Genomic DNA, 23,942 nt, shown 5'->3' on the forward strand with positions numbered 1-23,942 from the left:
GTGAGTACCGACATCATTAAAAATGACCAGTTAGGCGACCTGCTGTATGACAACGCCCGGCAACTGGATATGGATTCCGATTACTGGTTCCGCCTGCGCGGGCAGAGCATCAACCCGATGATCGATGCCGTGACCCCGCTGCTGGGCATGGTGGAGCGGGTTCGCCAGCTGTCTGAATACGATGGCGTAGCGGAGTTGTACCAGCGCGTGCAGTCCGAGATTCAGGCCATCGAGCAGGAATTGCACTCCCACGGTTACGAAAACGGCGTGATCCTGTCGTTTCGCTACATTCTGTGCACCTTTATCGATGAAGCGGTGATGGGACGGGAGTGGGGAGGCCAGAGCGTGTGGTCGGCCCATTCGCTGCTGACCCGCTTTCACAATGAAACCTGGGGTGGCGAGAAGGTGTTCGTGCTGCTGGAGAAACTGCTGGATGACCCGGTGCGTTACCGCGACATTCTGGAGTTTATCTACCTGTGCTTGTGCCTTGGCTTTGAAGGCCGTTACCGGGTGATGACGCAAGGGCGAGAAGAGCTGGACCGGGTGGTGCGCCGCTTGCATGACACCCTGCGACCAGAGCCGGAAAACTCGCCGACGGTGTTTCACCTCAATCTGGGACAGCAATCTTCCCGTTACCACCTGCGTAAACAGATTTCGCTGCGCGCCTTGTTCCTCGGCCTGTGCGTGGTGATGGCGGTGGCGTTTGGCCTGTATCACTACCAGCTAACCAACCAGACCCAGGACGTGCTGCGTCAACTGGGCGAATTATTACAATAACAGGAGCGTATTCTCGTGATTCGAATCGAACTGCCGATCCTGGTTGAGCGACTCAACCCGCTGTGCCGCCACATGATGGAAGAAGCGGCCGCGTTGTGTATTCAGCATCAGGGCGCGGAGATCCGCATTGAGCACCTGTTGCTGAAAATGCTGGAAACACCGTTGTGCGACGTACGCCAGATCCTCAAACGCGCTGGGGTAGAGGCCGACGAACTGGCGGCATTGCTGCAACCCAATGCGGCGGATAAAGGCTTTGAGTCAGGCTATCCGTCGTTTTCACCGTTGCTAGTGGAGTGGTTACAAGACAGCTGGTTGCTGGCTTCGGCCGAGCTTCAACACGCCCGTCTGCGCAGTGGCGTACTGCTGCTGGTGTTGCTGATGACGCCGACGCGTTATCTGTCCGCTGCGGTAACCCGCCAACTGGCACAAATTAACCGCGAACTGCTGCGCCAGCAGTTTGACGAGTGGGTGAAAGACTCGGCGGAAACCGAGGTGGTGACCGCCACGGGCGTCGCACCGGAGCAGGCTGCTGCAGCGACTACCCAGCTCTCCCGTTATACCCAGAATGTCACCGAGTCGGCCCGTCAGGGCAAGCTGGACCCGGTGTTGTGCCGTGATCACGAAATCGACCTGATGATCGATATCCTCTCGCGCCGTCGTAAAAATAACCCGATCGTGGTCGGTGAGGCCGGGGTAGGGAAAAGCGCGCTGATTGAAGGGCTGGCGCTGCGTATCGTCGCGGGTCTGGTGCCGGAACGGCTGCGGGATGTGGAATTACTGACGCTGGATCTGGGTGCCATGCAGGCCGGTGCGTCGGTGAAAGGCGAGTTCGAGAAGCGCTTTAAAGGGGTGATGCAGGAAGTCAAAGAGGCACCGAAGCCGATTGTGCTGTTCATTGACGAGGCGCACACACTGATTGGTGCGGGTAATCAGGCCGGGGGGCTGGATGTGTCCAACCTGCTGAAACCGGCGCTGGCTCGGGGTGAGTTGCGCACCATCGCGGCGACCACCTGGAGCGAGTACAAGAAATACGTGGAAAAAGACGCCGCGCTGTCACGCCGTTTCCAACTGGTGAAGGTGGGGGAGCCGAACGTCGAACAAGCCACGGTGATCCTGCGTGGGCTGCGCAGCATTTACGAACAGTCACACGGCGTGTTGATTGACGAGGAAGCCTTGCAGGCAGCGGCCAATTTGTCTGCGCGCTATATCTCCGGACGCCAGTTGCCGGATAAAGCTATCGATGTGCTGGACACCGCCTGTGCGCGTGTCGCCATCAATCTGACCACACCACCGCGCGCGGTCAGCCAGTTGCAGACCCGTCTGCACCAACAGGCGCTGGAAATCGCCCAGTTGGAGCGTCAAGGCCGCATTGGCCTGGGGGACACGCAGGAGCGGCTGGTCACGCTGCGTGAGGCTCGTGAAACCGACGCCGCGACACTGGCGCAACTGGAAGCCGACTGGCAACACCAAAAAACGCTGGTGCAGCAGATTGTTGCCTTGCGTACCGCGCTGCTCAATGATGCGCCGCCGGAAGATTTTGATGCCGCTGCTGCGGCGGCGGAGCTGGCCGATAACGAGCGGGCGCTGGCTGAACTGCAACAGCCGTCAGTGCTGGTGTCACCACACGTGGATAAAACCCAGATTGCTTCGGTGATCGCCGAGTGGACCGGTGTGCCGCTAAACCGCATTTCCCAGGGCGAGCTGGACGTGGTCACCCGCCTGCCGGATTACCTTGGTGACAGCATTAAAGGGCAGCAACTGGCTATCGCCCAGTTGCACAAGCACCTGCTGACCGCCCGTGCCGACCTGCGCCGTCCCGGCCGACCGCTGGGGGCCTTTTTGCTGGTGGGGCCGAGCGGGGTCGGTAAAACCGAAACCGTGGTGCAGATTGCCGATCTGATGTTCGGTGGTCGTCATTACCTCACCACCATCAACATGTCCGAATACCAGGAGAAGCACACAGTTTCTCGTCTGATCGGCTCGCCGCCGGGGTATGTCGGCTTTGGCGAAGGCGGGGTACTGACCGAAGCGATTCGCCAGAAGCCCTATTCGGTGGTGCTGCTGGATGAAGTGGAGAAAGCCCACCCGGATGTCCTCAACCTGTTCTATCAGGCGTTTGATAAAGGCGAACTGGCCGATGGCGAAGGGCGGCTGATCGACTGTCGCAACGTGGTGTTCTTCCTGACCTCCAACCTCGGGTTCCAGACGATTGTCAATTTTGCCGACCGGCAAAGCGAACTGCTGGATGCGCTCTACCCGGAACTGGCGGCGTTCTTCAAACCGGCGTTGCTGGCGCGTATGGAAGTGATCCCTTACCTGCCGCTGGACCACGACACGCTGGTTGAGATCGTACAGGGCAAGCTGTCGCGTCTGGTGACGTTGCTGCAACAGCGCTTTGGTGCCGAGGTAGTCATCGACGACGCCGTGCCGGAAGAAATTCTGCGTCTGGCCAACCGCAGCGAGAACGGGGCGCGCATGCTGGAGTCGGTGATCGACGGTGCGCTGCTGCCGCCGGTGTCGTTGCAGTTGCTGCAACGTCTGTCGACCGGTCAGCCGGTCAGCCGCATTCATTTCCGGGTGGAAGACGGCCAGTTCCGGTCTGAGGTGGAGGGCTGAGCATGCAAGCGGCCCTCTCTCTGGCGTTCTCGCTAACCCGCCACCGGGATGAAGCTGGTCTGTGTGACTGGCTACTCGGCACGCTGCGCTCGGCATGGCAGCCACAAGGGGTGTTGCTGGGGATGGTGGACGTTAGCGGGCGTCAGTTGGTTTGTAACGGCTGGGTGCATCGCACGCCATTGTCGTTGTCGCTCGGTGTGGATGATTTCAGCCATCCGCTGGCCTATGTGCTGCTTAAGAATCAGGTGCGCAGTTGGGCCTCGCTGTACGGCGGTGCCCGTGTTGAACACGAAGGATTTCGCCAGTTACTGGCTGATGCCGGCACCGCCTGTGGTCTGCACGCCATGCCGTTGCTGGCCGAGGATGGCCGTGCACTGGCGGTACTGGCGTTGCTGGATACGCCGGAGCGGTTGCAGGCGCTGGGGCGACGTGATGACTACGTGCAACTGGCACAGATATTTTGCAGCCAACTGGCGTTGATCCGCGATCTGGGGCGCAGCCAGCGTGAACAGACCGCGCTGCGCGATTCATTACGCCAGATGAAAGACGAAGGCGCATTGCGGCAGGAACGGGAAAAACGGGTGGCGGACGCGTTGATTGGGCAGTCCGTCGCGGTGCGGCAGTTACATCAACAGATTTGTCAGGCGGCCGCTCATCGTCTGGCGGTGTTGATTCACGGCGAAACCGGTGTGGGCAAAGAGGTGGTGGCGCGGTTGTTGCACCAGTGCTCCGATCGCGCCGGGCGGCCGTTTATCGCCATTAACTGTGCCGCTATTCCGGAAAACCTGATTGAAAGCGAGCTATTCGGCTATGAGAAAGGGGCGTTTTCCGGCGCGCAGAGCAACAAAATCGGGCTGGTGGCGCAGGCCAATGGCGGCACGCTGTTTTTGGATGAAGTGGGCGACATGCCACCGCTGATGCAGGCCAAATTGCTGCGGGTGCTGGAAACACACAGCTTCCGCCCGCTGGGTGCAGGCCAGGAGAGTCACTCTGATTTTCGGCTGATCGCCGCCACGCACCAACCGCTGGAGCAGCGGGTCGCGGAAGGGCTGTTCCGCCAGGATCTCTATCACCGGCTGTGCCAGTGTCTGGTGCAGGTGGCACCGCTGCGCGATCGCCCGGACGACATCAGCCTGTTGTGTGAGCACTTTATCGGGCAGTTCGCCCAACAACAGCAAAAACCGTTGGGGCCGCTGCATCGCACCTTTCTTAAGCAACTACTGGGGTATGACTTCCCCGGTAATGTGCGTGAACTCCGCAACCTGCTGGAAGTGGCGTGCGCCCATACGCCGGAAGGTGAGCCGATCCGCCTGGAGTCGTTGCCGCCTGAATTACACCAGCGGGTATGCAGTAGCGCTGCCGCCGACAGCGACGCGTTCCACCATATTCAGGACCTGCGTATCGCCACCCAACAGTACGAGGCGGCGGTGATTGCCGCGCGTCTGCGCCAGTTTCAGGGTAACCGCCTGCTGGTAGCGGAAAGCCTGAATATTCCTAAACGAACCCTGGATCACAAGTGCCAGAAACTGGAGGTGAATTGATGATGCTGACGATGGTGCCGTTGCTGATGGCGGCAGTCGGCTCGCCCGACCCCGCCTGGCAATCGCTGTGGGAACAGTGCCGTAATGAGACATCGCCGCAGGTGCGTCTGGCCTGTTATGACGCGCTGGGACGCGAGAGCGCGCGTGCCAACGACCCGTCGTCCGCGATGAATCATGGCGGTACGGGGGAGAATGCGTTTCGTCTTAACCGTGAGGCAGCCAATGGCGATATCACCCTGACGCGCACGCTGGCGGATGGCAACACGCTGGTTATCAGTTGCGCCAGCAGCATTACCCACCTGCGGCTGACGCTGAGCCAGCCGTGGTCAGGTGACAACGTGACCTCTCAGTTGGATGGGGCCAGCGCACCGGATAACTGGTTCGTGCGTAATCGCGGCACCTTGCTGGAATTTGGCCGTGGTCTGCCCGCTATCGATGCGCTCAAGCGTTGGGTCGGCCATCAGGAACTGGTGCTCAGTGGCGAACAAAACCAGATAGTGCGTATCGACCTCACCGGGTTGGGTGACGCGTTGACACCGCTGCGCCAGCAGTGCCGCTGGTAGGGGCGATGAGTATGCATGCACACCCCTGGTGTAAACGATTACTGACGTCATTGCCTGATGAGGCGCTGCGCGCAGCGGTAGCCGCGGATGACCCGCTGTGGGAGCAGGTGGAAACCGAGCTGGTCAAGCTGGGATCGCTGGCGCACAGCCAGGTGGACCTTAACGCGGTTGCCGGTCAATGCCTGACGTTGCTGGAGAGCCGAACCAAAGACATGCGGGTGCTGGTGCAACTGCTGCGTTGCCTGCAACACCCGGCCAAGGCGACACCATTCGCCACCGCCATCATGTTGCTCGATAGCTGGCTGGAGGCTTACTGGACGGTGGCGTTTCCGGCCAGTCCGGCACAAAAACAGAAGCTGATGGTGCAAATCATCCGCCGTTTTGAAGGCGTACTGCCCCGTATGACGGAGCAGGCCTCGGGGGCGGAATTAGGCCAGTTGCATCAGCTGGCGGAACAACTGGCCTCGCGCTGGCGTAGGCTGGCGTCCAGCAATGCGGACCTTACTGATGAACTGGTGGCGGCGCTTCAGCGTGCCCGGCAACGCCATCAGGCGCAGGAGAAAGCCAACCAAGCGGCGGCGGCACCGACATCGGGCGCGCAAGGCGCAACCAGCGCGGAGGGGGGCACCGGTAACAGCGGTCACAGCAGTACAGCCAGTGTGGCGGCGACGGTCGATATCAACAGTTCGGACGATCGTAGCTGGAAGCAGACGCAACTGACCGTGGCGGCTTTACTGATCGAGCGCCAGCCGGAAGCGCCGGTGGGATATCGCCTGCGCCGCAATGCTATCTGGGCGGGGATTACCACCCCACCGATGGCGGCGAGAGGTAACAAAACCCAGTTAGCGCCGGTATCGCTCGACCGGGTGGATGAGTACCACAGCGCGCTTGGACAGGCAGATCTGGCGCTGTGGAACAAGATTGAACAGAGCCTGACGCTGGCACCGTACTGGTTTGATGGCCACATGCTGTCAGCGACGGTAGCGACCCGGCTGGGGCATGGCGCTGTCGCCAGCGCCATCGCCGATGAACTGTCGGCGTTTCTCACCCGGCTGCCGGAATTACGCGAGCTGTCGTTTAGCGACGGGTCGCCGTTTCTGTCGGCCAAATGCGTCCAGTGGCTGCAATCCGCGCAGCCAGGGCGCGGTAGCGGTGGCATTCAGAGACAGGACGACCTGGCGGCAGAGGCGGCGGCGTGCTGCGCCGAACAAGGGCTGAGCGCCGCGCTGTCGTTACTGGATGAACGTATTCGACGTTTGAAAGAACCGCGTGAGCGTTTTTTGGCCGAGTTGGTATTGGCGGATTTACTGGCGGAAGAAGGCATGAAAGCACTGGCGGCACAGCATTATCAGCACCTGTGGCAGGAAAGCGAGCGATTGGGCCTGATGCAGTGGGAACCGGGAATGGTCAGTCGACTGGAGCGGCTGGGCGCGTCCCGCAGGAAATAAGACATTCGGAGTTGAATGGTCACTTATGTTGAAAATAATCATTACCTTTCTGCGGCAACAGCTGCCGAAACTGAAACCGTCCTGGCTGCTGTTGGGGGTGGTGGTATGGGTAGTCGCGTTGGTGCTGGCCTGGTGGCTGGGGCCGCGTCTGCTGCTTGGCGAGATGCGCCCACTGCAAAGCGTGTGGGGTCGCGTGGTGTTCACGCTGGTCTGGCTGTGGCTGGGGTTTGCCTACAGTGCCTGGCGTGTCTGGCGTCGGGTACAGCAACTGCGTGCGGAACGCCGTGAACAGCAGACTATCGAGCAAGACCCCTTGCAGGTATACGTTGATAGCCAGCAAACCTTTCTGGACCGTTGGCTACAGGCGTTTCAAACCCAGCTCGGCAAAAAGGCGTTGTACGCCATGCCCTGGTATCTGGCGATTGGTTTGTCCGGCAGCGGTAAAAGCAGCCTGATCCATCGTGCTAACCCGGCCAATAAGCTCAACCCGAAGCTGGATGCGGAGTTGCGTGAAGTCGCGGGCGGCCAGCAGGTGAACAGTTGGGTTGGTGAGTCAGCGGTTATCTGGGATCCGAGCGGTCACTTGCTGGCGCAACCGGAGATCGGCGCAGAGCCGTCGGCCGGGCGTCACGCGCGTCTGTGGCAGCATCTGCTGCAATGGCTGAGCCTCAACCGTCGTCGCCAGCCGCTCAACGGGCTGGTGCTGACTATCGACCTCTCCTGGTTGTCGCAGGCCAGCGTGTCGGAGCGCAAGGCCTATGCGCAGGTGATGCGCGCCCGCCTGCAGGAGATTGCGGTCAACATCAATACCCGTTTGCCGTTGTATGTGGCGCTGACCCGTCTGGACATGCTGCGCGGTTTTGACGTGGTGTACCGTTCGCTGAACCGGGAAGCGCGTCAGGCGGTGCTCGGGGTGACGTTTACGCCACAGGCCAGCCACGGCAAAGGCTGGCTGGAAGAGCTGGAGCGCTTCTGGGATGAGTGGATCACCAGCCTTAACAATAACCTGCCGGAAATGCTGCTGACGCAGTCGGACAGCGGTGTACGCAATACGCTGTTTACCTTCGTGCGTCAGTTGGCCGGGCTTAAGGATTATGTGACGGAAGTGTTGAACGAAACACTGGCGACCGGCGACGACCGTGCATTTTTGGTACGCGGCGTTTACGCCAGTTCGGTGTATCAGCAGGGGGTGCCGTTTGACGCCTTCGCTCAGTCGGCTTCGCGCCGTTACCAATTGCCGGAGCCGATTAATGCGGCGATGCGCGGCGAATCTAATACCTTCTTCGTACAGAAACTGTTCCCAGAGGTGATTTTCCCGGAGGCCAGTCTGGCAGGGGAAAACCGGCTGCACAGCCTCTATCGCCGTCGCCGCATGAGCATTGGGGTGACCTGCATGGTGCTGTTTGGGCTGGCGATGATCGGTAGCTGGCACCATTTCTACCGGGTCAACGAAGAGGCCGGTCGTAACGTGCTGACCAAAGCGCAGGCGTTCATCGGCACCAACGAGCTGGAAGGGCAGGCGGGATACGGCTACCAGCAGTTGCCGCGTTTGAATTTGATCCGCGACGCCACCTTGTCGTTCGGTAACTACCATGAACGTACGCCGATGCTGGCGGATCTTGGCCTGTATCAGGGCGATAAGATTGGCCCCTACGTGGAAGGTTCGTACCTGCAAATGCTTAACCAGCGCTTCTTGCCTGCGGTGATGCAAGGGCTGCTGGAAGACCTGAATCAGGCTCCGGCGGGTAGTGAACAAAAGCTCACTATTTTGCGGGTAATGCGGATGCTGGACGACGCCTCTGGGCGTAACAAGACGCTGGTGGAGCAGTTTATGGCGCTGCGCTGGCAGAAGGCGTTCCCCGGTCAGGGCAAGGTGCAGGAGCAACTGATGCAGCATCTGGATTACGCGCTGGATCATACCGACTGGCATCAGTCCCGCGAGCAAAAGGATACGGTGGCGATCTCGACGTTTGCACCGTTTGTCGACCCGATCGCCAGTGCCCAGCGCGAGCTGAGCAAGCTGCCGATGTACCAGCGTGTCTACCAGAGTCTGGTGATGAAAGCGACGCAGGTGCTGCCACCGGATCTGGCGCTCCGCGACGAGGTCGGGCCGACGTTTGACTCGGTATTTAGTTTGCGTAATGACAAGGCAGGCACCGTACCCCGCTTGTTGACCTATCCCGGTTTCAGCGATTTTTACCTCAAGCAGGATAAGACACTGCTGGACCTGACCGCGCTGGATGCCTGGGTATTGGGGCAGCGTGAGCGTGCTCACCTGAGCGAGGCAGACCGTAAGGAAATTCTGCGGCAGGTGAATGACCGCTACATCACCGACTACATCAACCAGTGGCAAAAAGCGCTGGCGAATATCGATGTGCAGCCGTTGGAAAGCCCGGAGCAGGCGCTGAACATCCTGACCGACATTACCGGTAATGATCAGCCGTTCCAGCGGGTGCTGACCACGGTGAGTGACAACACCCGTATCCGCAAGCTGGCGGACGATGAGAACGACACCGCGCAAGGCATCAATACCCGTATTGGTCGTCCGTTCATGACGATTAACGCCGCGCTGAGCGGGCGGGGTGAACAGGGGCCGCTGGTGCAGGAGGTCAATCAGAAGCTGACCGATCTCTACCACTATCTCGATCAGATTGTGAATGCAACGGATCCGGGGCAGGCAGCACTGAAAGCGGTGCAGGCGCGTCAGGGCAACAAGTTCGCTGACCCGGTGTTCGCGTTGCAGCAGTATGCTCGCAGCCTGCCGTCGCCGCTCGATCGCTGGGTCGGTCAACTGGCGGGAGAAAGCGCCAGTCTGGTGACCGGTCTTGCCATGTCGTCACTGAATCAGGAATGGCTGGACAAGGTGGTGACGCCGTTTAATGAAAAACTGGCGGATCGCTACCCGTTCAACCCCTCGTCTGACAAGGATGTTCCGCTCTCCGAGATGGAACGCTTCTTCGCGGCTGGCGGCACGCTGGATAACTTCTACCAGACCAACCTCAAATCCATCATGGAAGGCGGGATGCTGGAAGGGGAAGGCGCGTCGGTAATGCAAACCGATCTGGTGAAACAGCTTGATCGCGCGACCCGTATCCGCCAGACGTTGTTTAACGCACAAGGCAGCCTGGAAATCCACTTTGTGGTGGAACCGGTGGAACTGACCGCTAACAAGCGTCGCAGTGTACTGAACCTTGACGGACAGTTGCTGGAATACAGCCACGGACGCCGCACTAAGACGCCGCTGGTGTGGCCGAACAGCATGCGTGACGGCGCTGAAAGCAAGCTGACGCTGGTGCCGGATGACCGCGAGCGCTCGCCACGTAGCCTGAGCTTCACCGGACCGTGGGCGATGTTCCGCCTGTTGACTAACGGCCAGCTAACCCAGGTCAACGACAATACGTTCGACGTGCGCTTCTCACTGGAACAAGGTGGCATGACCTATCGGGTGTATACCGATGCCAGCCATAACCCGTTTGCCGGTGGCCTGTTTAGCCAGTTCAAGCTGCCTGATTCTCTCTATTAACCCAGAGGGCGAGCGGGCATTGGCCCTGCTCGCCCGTAGCCGGATGACGTGATATGCAAGATGCACAACAGGCCCTGAAAGTGGGCCGTGATCCACGGATGCTGCCTGAGTACGAGGCGTTACGCGCGGAAATCAACAAGCTAAGCCATGCATCCCGCCCGGAAGTGGACTGGATGCGGGTGCACGATATGGCGACCGCGATTTTTGAAAAGCAGGGCGTCGACCTGCAAACCGCTATCTATTTCACCCTGGCGCGCTCGCGTCTGGCCGGGTTGAACGGTTTTACCGAAGGGTGCGAGTTTCTTGCCAACCTGATCGTGACCCAGTGGGAGAATTTCTGGCCGCCGGTGCATCAGGAACGGGCGCGTATCGAAGTGCTGGACTGGTTTATCGCTCGCATCAGCGAGGTGATCCGCCAGTACGCCATCAGCCACGAACATAAGCGGCTGGTGTATCGCTGCGAGCGCGCGCTGCAACTGATGAGCGAAAAGCTGCATAACTCGGGCCTGAGCCGTATTCCGCGGGTGGAAAACCTGCTGCACTTTATCGAAGGTTATACCCATCTGTTCGATGAAACCGAGATTGTGATTGTGTCTGACGATCAGACGCTGAAGAAACAGCAGGATATGCAGATTCCGCCGATGGTGTTCTTCCAGTCTGATATGGAGCTGGGCGGCATGGCGTCTGCGGCGGCGGCGGCCCAGCCAGCGCTGCCGTCGGGCAGTATTCTGGTCGGGCGGGAGAAAGGGCAGATGAAACCTACCGTATTGAAAATTGAAGCGCACCGTAAGCCGAAACCGGGCTGGTTCTGGTTTGCTTGCGGTGTGCTGAGCTGTGCGCTGCCGGTAGCGGCCATTACCGGCTGGCAGTACTGGCAGAATCAGAAAGCCGAGGCGCTGGCGCTGTTACAGCAACCGGCGTACACGCTGCCTGCCGCGCCGGATCACAACGACATTCGCCGGGTACGCATCGTGCTGGGTGAGCAGAAGCTGCAAAGCATGGAAGGCGAACTGATCAACCGCTATCAGGCGCAACTGGAACAGGTGAAAAACGCCTCGTCGTTCTACCTCTACCAGTATGGCGAGGGGCTTAAAGGCGTGATGCAACAACTGTATCCCGATTCGCTGGCGGTGAAAGAGATGGACCGACAGTGGCAGATAGCCCTCGACCGTCAGCAAGGTGACAAGCCGCCGCGTGTCAGCGGTTACGAGCTGGCGCGCGCCGAAGTGGGCGATACCCTGCAACAGTTGCTGGATTTGGAAAAACAGCGCCGGACGGTAACCATTTCGTACTTGAAATCTCAACTTTATGATATCCAAAAAGATTTGTCCTCCGACGTGCCTTTTGGCATTCGCCTGCGGACGCTGGAGGCGCGCAAAGCCGCCCGTCAGTCGCTGACCCCGGCGGAATTACGCGGTATGGAAGACGAACTGCGTGCTTTCACCATCCGGCTGTACCGTTTGCAACAAGGCGAGAGCGGCAGGTAAAGACTGCCGTGAAGTAAATACTGGCGCGCTGGGCGGCATCGTCGGCCGCCCGCCGGATATCACCAGGGTAATGACGGTAACATGATGAGAAAAATACGATTAGTGGCGGCGCTGTCCTGTGGTTTGCTGGCCGCCTGTCAGGCACCGGTGTCGTCGCTGTCCGACGCGGATTTGCGCCAGTCGGCGGAGCGCGGCAACGGTGAAGCGCAGTATCGGCTGGCGAAGCAACTCGCTTCTCGCTCGCATTACGTTGAAGCGATGCAGTGGATGCAAAAAGCCGCCGCCTTGACGGATGTCTCCGCTGCCAGCAAAGACACCCGCGCCGCAGCGGCATTACAGGTGGGTGACTGGTATCAGGCCGGATTGGGTGAGCCGAAAAATACGCCGCTGGCACGCCAGTGGTGGCAGAAAGCCTCACGGCTGGGGAGTGGCGAGGCGGGTTACCGGCTGGGGACCGATTGTCAGGCACAGCATCAGGGTAAACTGGTTGCCGCCTGTCTGGATGCTTTCGAACGTGCGGCGGATAACCAGTATGCACCCGCGCAACTGGTGGTCGCACAGTGGTATACGGCGCATCCCGGTGCGGAAAAAGAAGCGACCGGGTGGATAGAAAAGGCGGCGGATTTGGGCGATCGGGACGCGCAGTACCAGCTTGCCCAGCGCTATGAGCAAGGCAAAGGTGTCGCGAAGCGTACCGATCTGGCTGAGCGATGGTATTTCCGGGCGGCAGACCGGGGGCAACCGCAGGCCCAGTTGTGGATGGCAAAACATGCCGAGGGGAAAGACGCGCTCGACTGGTACCAGAAAGCGGCGGCTAACGGCGAAGCCGATGCACAACTGTGGCTGGCACAGGCTTACCGCGACGGCAATAAAGGGCTGGTGAAGAACGACAAACAAGCGCACTACTGGTTGGATCGCGCTTCTGGCAAGGGCAATGGCGAGGCGGATTACAAGCTGAGCCAGATGCAGTCAGACGCCACTAAACGGGAATACTATCTGGTGCTGGCGTCGGCGGCGGGGTATGTCCCGGCGTCGCGAGAACTGGGCAACTGGTTGCTCAAACGCGGCGAACTGGAGCGGGCCCGCGAGGTGTTCGCCAAAGCGGCGGCGACCGGCGATACCGAATCCCGGCTGGCCTATGGCGAGATATTGCGACTGGGTCAGGGCGGTAAAGCGGATTATGTGGAAGCGATGAAGCAATATCGCTTCGCGGCGCATGACGGCAACCGCATGGCACAGTATCGTATGGGCATGATGCGCCAGGATGGGCTGGGCGCGTCACGTAATCGTATCCACGCCTACGCCTGGTATTCGCTGGCGGCGACTGAAGGCATGGCGGAGGCGCTCGCTGCCCGTAATGACCTGGAAGCGACCATGCAGCCAGATGAGATTAAGGCTGCCCAAAAACTGGCGATGCACTGGTCAAGCGGGAAAGAGACCGATACGCAGTGATGTGTGCGCTATGCCGTCGAAGGTGGGTCGGTAGTAATGATAAAATCAACGTTGCCAGCAATAACGTTGCTAAAAATAAAACCAATAAAACCCAAGGAAATTGTATGAAACGGAACGGATATCTTGCTTTGCTGCTGGGTATGACGGCGTTGTCGTCGCAGGCGGAGGTGAAGACACCTTATCAGGTTGAACAGGGTAAGGTGGTCTACCGGGTGTCGGTGAATGCCGATCCGCAGGTGCTGGCCGGTGCAAAACCGGACGATTTTCGGGTGTTACTGCGGGAAAAGCGCGTTGCGCTGGCGGTATCCGGCTCACGTTACTACTGCAATCAGCAACCGCTGCCGAATGGCTTCAAGCCGGAAAGCGCCAAATTGCGCTATGACACGTTTCTGATTACCAATGTCGGGTCCTATGTTGGTTGCGAGCGCATGAAACAGGACATTGACGCCGACAGTTTTCAGGCGCTGGATTTTCCGTTTTTCCGCGATCGTCACCACATCTGGTTGCCTGATGGTGAAGAACTGAGTGGTGTGGATGTCGCCAGTTTTAAAACACTGGCCAGAAATCAGGCGTTCGACAAGCAGAATTATTATTTTGTGGAGAACGAAACCAGCGTCATTCCCTATCAGAAATCAGCACCGAGCGCGGGTCAGTGTTTTGGCTGGGCGACTATCGACGGCAACCTGTATTACCGGGGTGAGCAGCGATCCGATGGTGATGCCGCCAGTTTCCGCTGTCTGACATTCAATACGGCGCTGGATAAAACCGGGTTCTATGTATTTGGGCGGGCGTATCCAGGCCTTCCTGACGGCGTGACAGCGGCGGATATCCGCATGCTGCCGAATAATGAAAAGCTGGCGACCGACGGCGAACACCTCTGGTTTTTGGGTGTAGAGCCGGTGCAACTGACCGGGTTGAGCCTGCGCGATGTTAAAGTCGAGCCGGATGCTAACGGTTATACCATCACGGATGGCAAGGCCCGCTGGTTGTGTGGCTCCGGTAAGGTCAATGATCGTCCGCTGTGTCGCAAGGGGTAAGCCGTCAGTTGAGCCGTAGATGTGCCGCAGATAAGCGGTGATGTGGCGAGAACAGGCCCTATCCCAAGAGGGCAGGGCCGTTGTGATAGCGTGGAAAATCAGGTTAATCCGGTGTTGATGCGCTTGCCGATGTCTTTGAGTTTGGAGAATTTTTCAAGTAACTGCGGCGCATCATCCAGACTCATGACGAACATCCACAGGTAGGTCATGACGGAGTAGATGTGCCCGGCATTACTGTATCCCTTCACCAGCATCAGCAAGATCACTGCGCCGAAGAGCAATGCTGCCGCCACGCCGATAGACAGGTAACCCCAGGCTTCGCGGTCGGAAAGTCTGATCCGTAGTCTGGATAGCATGGCATAGTGCCTGATAAGCGTGTGCGCTTTCGCCTGCCCGATCAGTCCCACCTCTTTTTCAAGGCGATTGTTCAGGCGGTTGTACAGGTATTCATTCTTGCGGATATAGCCAGTCAGAAAGAAGCTAAAAACCAGCAGGATCGCCAGACAAAAAAAACCAGCCCAGAACTCAATCACCATTAACATCAATACTGCGCCGCTGACCGAAAATAGCGAGGTCAACAGCACAGGCAAATGCACTTCGAAGAAATCCACAAATTCTCTCGATAAGGCTACCCGGGCGGCGACTGTCGACTGCGAATGTTGGCTTTCCCGCTGAGTGATAATCACCGGAACCGCCAGTTCGGCATAAATGCGTGAAAAAACGCGGGTATCGGCACTGCGTCTTGCCGCGCCGACAAACCACATCAGTAGCACAATGAGGGCGTATACCAGTGCCAGTGCGACGTTACCACTAATAATCGCGTTGATGGCAAAGCCAGCAAATAGCGGGTATGTCAGCAGTAAGGTATTCTCTGCGATCACCAATCCAAAGGTCAGAAGTAATTTTTTATTGTGCAGTCGCATTAGCGCCTTAAGCGTCACCCAGGCGTTATGCGAAGCTGGCTTGCGATGAAACATCATGAAAACTCGTGTTAAGATTAAAATATTGAGCAGTTGCTCAAAAGTGGGAAAACTGTACTTGAGCAAATGCTCAATGTCAATGCGGGAGCAAGTGTATGAAAAGTGAGTCGGGCAACGGGGTGAAAGAAACAATTCTGGATGCCGCCATCTCGTTGTTTAAGGAAAAAGGGGTGACGGCGGTGAAAACACGCGATGTCACTGACTTTTTGGGGATTTCACGCAGCCATATTTACCATTATTTTTCAGACTGGAACGGGCTGCGTGCTGCTGCATTTTTGCGCTTTATGCAAGCGGATCTGGATGATATTTCCACGCGGGTGAGCACATTGCCGCCAGAGTCACGCTTACCGGCGCTGATCGACCACTATCTTCCTGAATCCATCGACGCAACCTGGGTGTTGTATAGCGATATCTGGAAATACGCGATGCATGACCCGGCATTGGCCAACATGATTGCCACGATGATCGCACAATGGGATAACCTGATAGCGCAAATTATCCGTGACGGCATCGCTGCTGATGTTTATAAGTCGGTAGAGGTTTCACGCGTTGCCCGTCAGTTGGGGGCTGTGGTGAATGGCTATGCGGATACGCTGGCGTTGCACCCTGACCCGGCAAGACGAGCCAGGGCGCTGGACGATATTCAGGATCTGATACGGGTGTTGCTGCAGTAAGGCGAGTGCCGTTTTGACCGAGCAATGACCCGCTACTACCGAGGCTTACCCGGCGGTCTGTTCGCGAATCATGGCGATATAGATGTCCCGCAACTGTCGTGCCAGCGGGCCGGGGCGACCTTCCCCGATGGTTACGCCGTCTATCTCCACCACCGGCCAGACAAAGGTGGTGGCGGAACTGATAAACGCTTCTTTGGCAGCCCGTGCTTCCTGCGGGCTAAACGCCCGTTCTTCTACCGTCAAACCGTGTTCGGCGGCAAGTTGCAGTAACGCCTTACGGGTAATGCCGTGCAGGATGTCATTACTCAGCGGCCGGGTGATCAGGTGGTTGTGGGTATCGACGATATAGCAGTTACTGGAGCTGCCTTCGGTCACCATGCCGTTTTCCACCAGCCAGGCGTCATCGGCACCCTTTGCGTGCGCCCACTCTTTCGCCATGCAAGCCATCAGCAGGCTGACGGTTTTGATGTCACGCCGATGCCAGCGCAGGTCCGGGCAGGTGATGACGCGAATACCTTTTTCCGCACACGGGTGATGAATCACCGGGCGTGACTGGGTAAACAACACCAGTGTCGGCGCGGCGTCAGTCGGGAAGGCGAAATCACGATCACCGGTACTGCCCCGACTGAGTTGCAGGTAGATACCGCCTTCTTCCAGCCGGTTTTGCTCGATAAGCTGCAGATGAATCTCCCGCAGCGCGGCCTGGCTGACGGGCAGATGCAGGTTCAGCTCACGACAGGAGCGTTCCAGCCGCGCCATGTGGCCGTCGAATTCCGCCAACCGACCGTTGACCACCGCCGTGACCTCATACACTGCATCAGCAAACAGAAAACCACGATCGAACACCGAAACCGTCGCGTGTTCCTCAGACAGATAGTGCCCGTTAACATAAACAGTACGTGACATTACACCGCTCCCGTTAAACAAGGGCGAGGGTGGCCCCACAGCCCGGTTTCAGATAAATACAGTTGGCTGCCGCGCCATTCCAGCCCGCCGACCCGGTCTTCCGCCAGCAGCAACGGCCCGTCAAGATCGACAATATGCGCACCCTGCGCCACCAGCGAGGCCGGTGCCATCGACAGCGAGGTACTGACCATGCACCCCACCATGATTTTCAGCCCTTGCGCTTGTGCCGCCTGACGCAGCAACAGCGCTTCGGTCAATCCACCGGTTTTATCCAGTTTGATGTTGATCATATCGTAGCGTGTCGCCAGCCCCGGTAGCGTCCGGCGGTCATGGCAGGATTCGTCGGCACACAGCGCAATAGGGCGTGGCAGCGTGGCCAGTACTTCATCGCCGTGAGCCGGCAACGGTTGTTCAATCAGGCTCACCCCAAGACGTTGCAGTTCGGGTACCAGCTTCAAATACAGATCGGCAGTCCAGCCTTCATTCGCATCGACGATGATCTGTGCCTGCGGTGCCCACTGGCGTACCGCCGCGACACGCTCGATATCATGTTCATCCGCCAGTTTCAGTTTCAGCAGCGGGCGGTGTGCGTGACGTTGCGCGGCCTGCGCCATCCGTTCCGGGGTATCCAGCGACAGGGTGAAGGCACTGACAACAGGCTCCGGGCGCGGTAACCCGGCCAGTTGCCAGACCGGTGTTGCCTGTCGCTGGCTGTCGAGATCCCACAATGCGCAGTCCAGTGCGTTACGTGCCGCACCCGGCGGCAGCAGTGTCTGTAAGGTTTGCCGGTCGAGCCCTTGTCGAACCTTGCCTTGTAACGCCGTCAATTGCGCTGTCACATCACTGATACTTTCACCGTACCGGGCGTAAGGGACGCTCTCGCCGTGTCCTTCAAGATGCCCGTCACGTACCGTGACTTTGATGACATCGGCGTGGGTTTTACTGCCACGTGAAACCGTGAAGGTTTCTTTCAACGCCCACCGCTCATGGGCGACGATTAACTCTGCCATCATGTGGTCCTTACAGTTGGTCGACGATGCGGCACACACCCTGACGGAAGGGGTCAACCACCGGCAATCCCAGTTGTTGTTCCAGTTTCGCCATATAAGCCAGCGCGTCCGCTTCGCTTAACTGCGCACTGTTGATAGAGACCCCAACGAAGCGAGCGTGTGGGTTGGTTAACCGCGCCATCGCCAGATTGAGGTCAATACAGGCTTGCAAGTCCGGCAGCGGATAGTCCACGCCCCGCATATGGGTGCGGGTTGGTTCGTGGCACAGCACCAGCGCGTCGGGCTGGGCGCCGTGGATAATACCGGTGGTTACCCCGGCGAAAGAGGGATGAAACAGCGATCCCTGACCTTCGATAATATCCCAGTGGTCAGCGTCGTTATCGGGGGCGAGGGTTTCCACCGCACCGGCGATAAAGTCAGACACCACCGCGTCAATACTCACACCCGCACCGGAAATCAGAATGCCGGTCTGGCCGGTGGCTCGAAAGGTGGCATGAGCGCCGCGAGCCAGCAGTGCCTGTTCAATGGCCAGCGCGGTGTACATTTTCCCGCAGGAGCAGTCGGTGCCGACCGGCAACAGACGTTTGCCACTGCGTTTGCGGCCACTGGCTACCGGGAAATGCTGGGTCGGATGGCGCACATCAAACAGTGAGCGCCCGAGCCGGGTGGCCAGTTCGCTGAGTTCCGCTACATCCGCCAGTTTATTGTGCAGGCCAGCCGCCAGGTCCATGCCGTACTCCAGTGCCTGACGCAGTATGGCTACCCAGGCATCAGAAATGATACCACCGCGGTTTGCTACGCCGATCACCAGCGTACGTGCGCCTGCTGCCCATGCCTCCTCAAGTGTCATATCAGGCAGGCCGCAATCCGCCTGGCATCCTGACATGCGATACTGGCCGACACAGTATTCCGGATGCCATTGTTTAATGCCTATCGCCACTTTGGCGGCCAACTGGTCATGGGCATCACCCAGAAACAACAAATACGGTTTTTTGATTGTCATCGCCAACTCCATCATGAAAATAAAAAACAAAGAGAAAAGGCCGCCATCTACACGTGGATAAATCCATGAGTAAGAGGTATATATTCGTCATATTTCAGTTTGCCGGATTACCTGGCCTATCAATGAGTCTCGCGCTGTAGGGCGTGCCAGGCTGTGTTACAAGGCTCGAACAAGCCTTGCCCTAAAGGGCCAACACATGGTGTTGTCCTGCAAATCGAATTATTTAGGGTATAGATAATTAAAATCATAAAAATAATGAACGCCGCCGTCTTTTTTGAAAAAGAATAAGATTGAAGAATAAAGTCGACGTGCTGTTCTTTGATACTATCAAGCAGTTTTATATTGTCAATGACGGTTAAAAATAAGAACTATATTCTAGCTTATCGGTTTTTTATGCGCTTAGTATGATTGGTTTGGTTTCTTTTTTGATGTAAAAATCTGCCGGAAATTGAAAATGAAATGGTCGACAGTTTTTTATAAAACGAGAGGTCGATAGAATTAAGTTTGTTTATTTCAGTGCGCTAATTGCATTATTTTGGGGCTGCTGCACATTATCAGAAAAAAGCATCTGTCTTTTTTCTTGAAATGTTAAAATAATCTAAAAGAGCTATCATTGTCGCGTTAATAAAAGGCACAGCTAGCGTGCAGACGCGAACGCTGGTGATGATGTCGGGTGAATGGGCTGCACTGAAATGGATCAGAAATGTGCAGGGATCAGAAAATACATGCTGATGCCGTGTACACTCAGGTATCAGAAAGAAGAGATAACCGTACGGCCGCTATGATGCCAGCAACCTGACGCAAGATGGCGAGAGCATGATGGCCGTCTTGTGTTTATGTATCTGGAACGGTGGTGTAAGCGGTGGCGCCAGCAGGACAGCGCCTGAAGTATCGGGTAGCATGACGACACCGCCTATTGTAGATAGCAGACGCCTCAGTGGCGCTGCTGCCTGACTTTGTTGCACCCGTGTGCGGTGTTGTTCAATATGCAAGAGACCTGCACACACAACACACCTGCAACGTGAAGTATGACGGGTATAGATAAGTTGTTGGCCCTACTGAGAACGTCTATGTCAGATAATAATAATTTTCAGTCCAGTGTTTTGCGTTTCCTTCGCGCATTGCCTTTTCGTTCTTCTCCCGGCATGGCTACCGTGGTGTTTCTGGTGGCCTGTAGCCTGATTTTTATTACCAGTAGCGTCTGGAATTTCTGGAACTCGTATCACCGTCTGTTGATGCATGCAGAGAAAACGGTCGTCAATTTATCCGTGGCGATGTCACGTCAGGCACAGGATACCTTTGTCCCCATTGAAGTGGCTATTGACGACATGCTGCGGGAATTATCACAAACCGGCATGCTGGATTCCATGCAGGTCAAAAGTGTACTTGATGCCCACCGTTCGGTATTGCCGCAATTAGTCGGGTTCTACCTCTTTGACAAGAATGGGACGCTGGTTTCATCTACCGGCAAAGGGCCGCTGTATATCTATAATGCCAGCCGACGGGAATATTTTTCCTGGCTCAAGGAACATAATACGACATCGCTATTTATCGGTAAGGTGACCACCAGCGCGCTGACCGGCAAACGTATTATCCCGGTGGCAAAACGAATCAATGGGCCGAACGGTGAATTCAAGGGCGTTTTCCTTGCCTCTATCGATCACAATTACTTCGGTAATTTCTACAGTTATTTCATTTTGGATTATAACGGTGTGCTGTCATTGATGAATGCTGACGGGCATGCCATCTACCTCTATCCCAATAGGGAACAATACATTAACAGTAACTTCTCTGACGGTGGCCTGTTTGAAAAATCCCGGCTGGAGCAGGGCAGCGGCACGGGGATCTGGCGCACTACGTTGGACAACAAGGTGCGTATTGTCGGTTATGTCAAACTGGATCGTTATCCGCTGGTGGTGGCGGCAAGTCTGGAGCGAGAGGTATTACAGGCGCGCTGGCTGAAGGAAAATATATCGGCGATAGTGATTAATCTCATGGTGTTACTCGCCATGTTTTTCCTGGGGAACTTTGTTTTAAAGCAAGTCCGGCAGACGGTAAAGAACAAGGATGCGATTAGTCGTCTGCATCAGGAGGAAACCGACAAGAATAAAATTTTGCAAAAACTGGCCCTGATCGACCCACTCACCAAACTGGCTAACCGTCGGCGTTTCGATCTCTACCTGGAGCAGTCGCTGAACCGTGCTCGTGATGAAGGTGGGCCGTTGTCATTGATTATGTTGGATGTGGATTTCTTCAAGCGTTACAACGATACCTACGGCCATGTTTTAGGCGACCGTTGCCTTAACCAACTGGGCAGCGTATTGAACAGCCTGCCGTTGCCGGACAACGCGCTGGCGGCTCGCTATGGCGGTGAGGAGTTTGCGATTATTTTGCCTGGGATGAATGGTGAACAGGCTGCGGTATACGGTGAGAAAGTGGTGGAGAATATACGCCGTTGCGCATTGCCGCATGAAGCGTCGCTACTGCCTGAGCAGGTGGTGACGGTGAGCGTAGGTGTTTATTCACATTCCAACGACAACCCTTGCGATATTCAGCGTCTGAAAGAGGGGGCCGATCAGGCGTTATATCTGGCGAAGAAGAAAGGCCGCAACCGTTGCGTACGACTGTAATGTCGGTGGATGATTGCCAGACGTGTTCATTGACTTTTCCATGTAAAATATTGATTTTTAATAAATTAAACTGCCATTAACTGGTCGTGATATCCGCCTTGTCGCTGACCCGTATCACTGATCGCATTGAAATATTTGATTAGAAAAAATTGAGTTACTCCCTCCTTCCCTTTTTGTATTAATAAGAACTATTATCATTATTTGTGTGATTCGCATCATTTGCGGCTGCAGGTATGTGCAGGCTGTCTTAAGGAGTATCCATCCATGTTTGTGCCGTTACTGATTATGTTCCGTGAAGGTCTGGAGGCCGCACTGATCGTCAGTCTGATTGCCAGCTACCTGAAGCGTACCCAGCGCGAACAGTGGCTGGGAGCCGTCTGGGCGGGGGTGGTACTGGCGCTGGCGTTATGTCTGGCACTCGGGGTCTTTATCAACGCCACTACCGGTGAGTTTCCGCAAAAACAGCAGGAGCTGTTTGAAGGGATCGTGGCAGTGGTAGCGGTGGTCATCCTCACTTACATGGTGTTCTGGATGCGCAAAGTCTCTCGCTCGGTGCGCGTTCATTTGGAAGGGGCAATCGATCAGGCGCTCAGCGCCAGCAAGCGTCAAGGGTGGGCGCTGGTGGCGATGGTGTTCTTCGCCGTGGCGCGTGAAGGGCTGGAATCAGTGTTCTTCTTGCTGGCCGCTTTCCAGCAGGATGTCGGTATTTACGCGCCGATCGGCGCGGTGCTTGGGCTTGTGTGCGCCATTGCGGTCGGCGTGATGATCTACTGGGGCGGTGTGAAACTGCATCTGGCCCGTTTCTTCAAATGGAGCAGCCTGTTCATTTTGTTTGTTGCCGCCGGTCTGGCCGCCGGGGCGATCCGCGCTTTTCATGAAGCCGGGTTGTGGAATCAATTTCAGCAGATAGCGTTTGATTTCAGCGCCACGCTATCGACCCACACCCTGTTTGGCACCGTGTTAGAAGGCTTGTTCGGTTATCAGGAAACCCCGACGGTCAGTGAAGTGGTGGTCTATTTCCTGTACCTGATCCCAGCGCTGGTGTTTTTTTTCCTGCCCCAGCGCATGGAGCCGAGTGAGATGGCAACGGCACGTAAGCATCATCACTAATCATTCGAATTTTAAGAAACTATCACCATAAACAATGAATGCAAAAAGGGATACGTCTATGTCTACACCTGTTTTTCGTCGTACGGCGCTGTGTGCCGCTCTGCTGGTTATGCCTGCGTTTGGTGTGCTGGCTGCGGATATTGCGCAGGTTAAGATAACCGTCAATGACAAACAGTGCGAGCCAATGCAGGTGACGGTCGCAGCGGGTAAAACACAGTTTGTGGTCACCAACGCCAGCCAGAAAAACCTGGAGTGGGAAATCCTCAAAGGGGTGATGGTGGTGGAAGAGCGTGAAAACATCGCGCCGGGCTTTACCCAAAAGATGACCGCGAATCTGGAGCCGGGTGAGTATGACATGACCTGCGGGTTGCTCAGCAACCCGAAAGGTAAGCTGGTGGTCACCGCCAGCGCCGAGGCGACTACGGCCAAAACCAACGTACTGGACCTGGTCGGGCCTATCGCCGAATACAAGGTGTATGTGACCAAAGAAGTGGACGCGTTGGTTCAGCAGACCAAGCTGTTCACGGCCGCCATCAAGGCCGGTAAGCTGGATGAAGCGCGCAAACTGTATGCGCCGACCCGTCAGCACTACGAGCGTATTGAGCCGATTGCCGAACTGTTCTCTGATCTGGATGGGAGTATTGACGCCCGCGAAGACGACTACGAGAAGAAAGCCGATGACCCGAAATTCACCGGTTTCCACCGCCTTGAGAAGGCGCTGTTCGCCGATCACTCCACCAAAGGGATGGAGCATTACGCCGACCAACTCAACGCCGATACCCAGGAATTGCAAAAACGTATCGCCAGCCTGACCTTCCCGCCGAATAAAGTGGTAGGTGGTGCCGCAGGCCTGATTGAAGAAGTGGCGGCAACCAAGATCAGCGGCGAGGAAGATCGTTATAGCCGTACCGACTTGTGGGACTTCCAGGCCAACGTTGATGGCGCGCAGAAGATTGTTAACCTGCTGCGTCCGTTGCTGGAGAAGGCCAATCCGACGTTGCTGGGCAAAGTTGACGCCAATTTCAAAACCGTTGATAGCGTACTGGCGAAGTACAAAACCAAAGACGGATTTGCGTCTTACGAGAAGCTGAGCGATGCCGATCGCACGGCGCTGAAAGGGCCGATCACGACGCTGGCGGAAGATTTGGCACAGTTGCGCGGCGTGCTTGGGCTGGATTGAGGCGA

17 protein-coding genes are annotated in these 23,942 nt (G+C 56.9%); 13 read left to right on the forward strand and 4 right to left on the reverse strand.

Annotation, left to right across the window (positions count from 1 at the left end; all coding sequences use genetic code 11):
* From icmH to DZE2538_RS06335, 9 genes are all read left to right on the forward strand, one after another.
* Nucleotides 1-777, forward strand: coding sequence for a type IVB secretion system protein IcmH/DotU (gene icmH / locus DZE2538_RS06295; protein WP_012884014.1), 777 nt, complete (start codon nucleotides 1-3; stop codon nucleotides 775-777).
* Between the two features lie 15 nt (nucleotides 778-792).
* Nucleotides 793-3,393 carry a type VI secretion system ATPase TssH gene (tssH, locus tag DZE2538_RS06300; protein WP_038915858.1) on the forward strand — a complete coding sequence of 867 codons (2,601 nt, stop codon included), beginning with the start codon at nucleotides 793-795 and terminating at the stop codon, nucleotides 3,391-3,393.
* A 2-nt stretch (nucleotides 3,394-3,395) separates the two neighbouring features.
* Entirely contained in the window at nucleotides 3,396-4,934 is a 1,539-nt protein-coding gene (locus DZE2538_RS06305) for a sigma-54 interaction domain-containing protein (protein ID WP_038915859.1), read from the forward strand.
* Nucleotides 4,934-5,497, forward strand: coding sequence for a type VI secretion system-associated protein VasI (vasI, locus tag DZE2538_RS06310; RefSeq protein WP_038915860.1), 564 nt, complete (start codon nucleotides 4,934-4,936; stop codon nucleotides 5,495-5,497). The genes DZE2538_RS06305 and vasI overlap by 1 nt, the downstream gene beginning before the upstream one ends.
* 11 nt (nucleotides 5,498-5,508) lie before the next feature.
* Nucleotides 5,509-6,945, forward strand: coding sequence for a type VI secretion system protein TssA (tssA, locus tag DZE2538_RS06315; protein WP_038917115.1), 1,437 nt, complete (start codon nucleotides 5,509-5,511; stop codon nucleotides 6,943-6,945).
* A 25-nt stretch (nucleotides 6,946-6,970) separates the two neighbouring features.
* Nucleotides 6,971-10,468, forward strand: coding sequence for a type VI secretion system membrane subunit TssM (tssM, locus tag DZE2538_RS06320; protein WP_012884019.1), 3,498 nt, complete (start codon nucleotides 6,971-6,973; stop codon nucleotides 10,466-10,468).
* A 53-nt stretch (nucleotides 10,469-10,521) separates the two neighbouring features.
* The gene (locus DZE2538_RS06325) at nucleotides 10,522-11,955 is read left to right on the forward strand and encodes a VasL domain-containing protein (RefSeq protein ID WP_038915861.1); all 1,434 of its coding nucleotides are present in this window, start codon (nucleotides 10,522-10,524) and stop codon (nucleotides 11,953-11,955) included.
* 81 nt (nucleotides 11,956-12,036) lie between these two features.
* Entirely contained in the window at nucleotides 12,037-13,407 is a 1,371-nt protein-coding gene (locus tag DZE2538_RS06330; protein ID WP_038915862.1) for a tetratricopeptide repeat protein, read from the forward strand.
* Between the two features lie 104 nt (nucleotides 13,408-13,511).
* Nucleotides 13,512-14,444 carry a DKNYY domain-containing protein gene (locus tag DZE2538_RS06335; RefSeq protein ID WP_038915863.1) on the forward strand — a complete coding sequence of 311 codons (933 nt, stop codon included), beginning with the start codon at nucleotides 13,512-13,514 and terminating at the stop codon, nucleotides 14,442-14,444.
* Between the two features lie 98 nt (nucleotides 14,445-14,542).
* Here the strand turns inward: DZE2538_RS06335 and DZE2538_RS06340 are convergent, their stop codons facing one another.
* Nucleotides 14,543-15,421 carry an ABC transporter six-transmembrane domain-containing protein gene (locus DZE2538_RS06340; protein WP_152486154.1) on the reverse strand — a complete coding sequence of 293 codons (879 nt, stop codon included), beginning with the start codon at nucleotides 15,419-15,421 and terminating at the stop codon, nucleotides 14,543-14,545.
* A gap of 98 nt (nucleotides 15,422-15,519) precedes the next feature.
* Here DZE2538_RS06340 and DZE2538_RS06345 point away from each other — a divergent pair, with 98 nt between their 5' ends.
* The gene (locus DZE2538_RS06345) at nucleotides 15,520-16,098 is read left to right on the forward strand and encodes a TetR/AcrR family transcriptional regulator (RefSeq protein ID WP_038915865.1); all 579 of its coding nucleotides are present in this window, start codon (nucleotides 15,520-15,522) and stop codon (nucleotides 16,096-16,098) included.
* Between the two features lie 45 nt (nucleotides 16,099-16,143).
* Here the strand turns inward: DZE2538_RS06345 and DZE2538_RS06350 are convergent, their stop codons facing one another.
* Genes DZE2538_RS06350 through dgcN form a run of 3 tightly spaced genes read right to left on the reverse strand, consistent with a single transcriptional unit; the run spans nucleotide 16,144 to nucleotide 19,017 of the window.
* Nucleotides 16,144-17,004 (reverse strand): D-amino-acid transaminase, encoded by an 861-nt coding sequence (locus DZE2538_RS06350; RefSeq protein ID WP_038915867.1) that lies wholly within the window; start codon nucleotides 17,002-17,004, stop codon nucleotides 16,144-16,146.
* Nucleotides 17,004-18,014: an N-acetyl-D-Glu racemase DgcA gene (gene dgcA, locus DZE2538_RS06355; protein ID WP_038915869.1), complete on the reverse strand. Its 1,011-nt coding sequence runs from the start codon at nucleotides 18,012-18,014 to the stop codon at nucleotides 17,004-17,006. Before dgcA ends, DZE2538_RS06350 begins: the two co-directional genes overlap by 1 nt.
* Before the next feature lie 10 nt (nucleotides 18,015-18,024).
* A complete protein-coding gene (gene dgcN / locus DZE2538_RS06360) occupies nucleotides 18,025-19,017 on the reverse strand; it encodes an N-acetyltransferase DgcN (protein WP_038915870.1) in 993 nt (330 codons plus the stop codon).
* A 1,070-nt stretch (nucleotides 19,018-20,087) separates the two neighbouring features.
* Between dgcN and DZE2538_RS06365 the strand changes: the two genes are divergently transcribed.
* The 3 genes from DZE2538_RS06365 to efeO all read left to right on the forward strand — a co-directional run bounded on the left by DZE2538_RS06365 (nucleotide 20,088) and on the right by efeO (nucleotide 23,937).
* The gene (locus DZE2538_RS06365) at nucleotides 20,088-21,647 is read left to right on the forward strand and encodes a sensor domain-containing diguanylate cyclase (protein WP_038915871.1); all 1,560 of its coding nucleotides are present in this window, start codon (nucleotides 20,088-20,090) and stop codon (nucleotides 21,645-21,647) included.
* A 264-nt stretch (nucleotides 21,648-21,911) separates the two neighbouring features.
* Nucleotides 21,912-22,757 (forward strand): iron uptake transporter permease EfeU, encoded by an 846-nt coding sequence (gene efeU / locus DZE2538_RS06370; protein WP_023639325.1) that lies wholly within the window; start codon nucleotides 21,912-21,914, stop codon nucleotides 22,755-22,757.
* A 58-nt stretch (nucleotides 22,758-22,815) separates the two neighbouring features.
* Entirely contained in the window at nucleotides 22,816-23,937 is a 1,122-nt protein-coding gene (efeO, locus tag DZE2538_RS06375) for an iron uptake system protein EfeO (protein ID WP_038913532.1), read from the forward strand.
* Nucleotides 23,938-23,942: the final 5 nt, after the last annotated feature.

Source organism: Dickeya zeae NCPPB 2538, assembly GCF_000406165.1.
Classification (GTDB): domain Bacteria; phylum Pseudomonadota; class Gammaproteobacteria; order Enterobacterales; family Enterobacteriaceae; genus Dickeya; species Dickeya zeae.

Bases quoted from the DNA above. Each gene is read 5' to 3' on its own strand.
- DZE2538_RS06305 (WP_038915859.1), top strand. From the start codon at position 3,396: ATGCAAGCGGCCCTCTCTCTGGCGTTCTCGCTAACCCGCCACCGGGAT.
- vasI (WP_038915860.1), top strand. From the start codon at position 4,934: ATGATGCTGACGATGGTGCCGTTGCTGATGGCGGCAGTCGGCTCGCCC.
- tssA (WP_038917115.1), top strand. From the start codon at position 5,509: ATGCATGCACACCCCTGGTGTAAACGATTACTGACGTCATTGCCTGAT.
- tssM (WP_012884019.1), top strand. From the start codon at position 6,971: ATGTTGAAAATAATCATTACCTTTCTGCGGCAACAGCTGCCGAAACTG.
- DZE2538_RS06325 (WP_038915861.1), top strand. From the start codon at position 10,522: ATGCAAGATGCACAACAGGCCCTGAAAGTGGGCCGTGATCCACGGATG.
- DZE2538_RS06330 (WP_038915862.1), top strand. From the start codon at position 12,037: ATGATGAGAAAAATACGATTAGTGGCGGCGCTGTCCTGTGGTTTGCTG.
- DZE2538_RS06335 (WP_038915863.1), top strand. From the start codon at position 13,512: ATGAAACGGAACGGATATCTTGCTTTGCTGCTGGGTATGACGGCGTTG.
- DZE2538_RS06340 (WP_152486154.1), bottom strand. From the start codon at position 15,421: ATGTTTCATCGCAAGCCAGCTTCGCATAACGCCTGGGTGACGCTTAAG.
- DZE2538_RS06345 (WP_038915865.1), top strand. From the start codon at position 15,520: ATGAAAAGTGAGTCGGGCAACGGGGTGAAAGAAACAATTCTGGATGCC.
- DZE2538_RS06350 (WP_038915867.1), bottom strand. From the start codon at position 17,004: ATGTCACGTACTGTTTATGTTAACGGGCACTATCTGTCTGAGGAACAC.
- dgcA (WP_038915869.1), bottom strand. From the start codon at position 18,014: ATGGCAGAGTTAATCGTCGCCCATGAGCGGTGGGCGTTGAAAGAAACC.
- dgcN (WP_038915870.1), bottom strand. From the start codon at position 19,017: ATGACAATCAAAAAACCGTATTTGTTGTTTCTGGGTGATGCCCATGAC.
- DZE2538_RS06365 (WP_038915871.1), top strand. From the start codon at position 20,088: ATGTCAGATAATAATAATTTTCAGTCCAGTGTTTTGCGTTTCCTTCGC.
- efeU (WP_023639325.1), top strand. From the start codon at position 21,912: ATGTTTGTGCCGTTACTGATTATGTTCCGTGAAGGTCTGGAGGCCGCA.
- efeO (WP_038913532.1), top strand. From the start codon at position 22,816: ATGTCTACACCTGTTTTTCGTCGTACGGCGCTGTGTGCCGCTCTGCTG.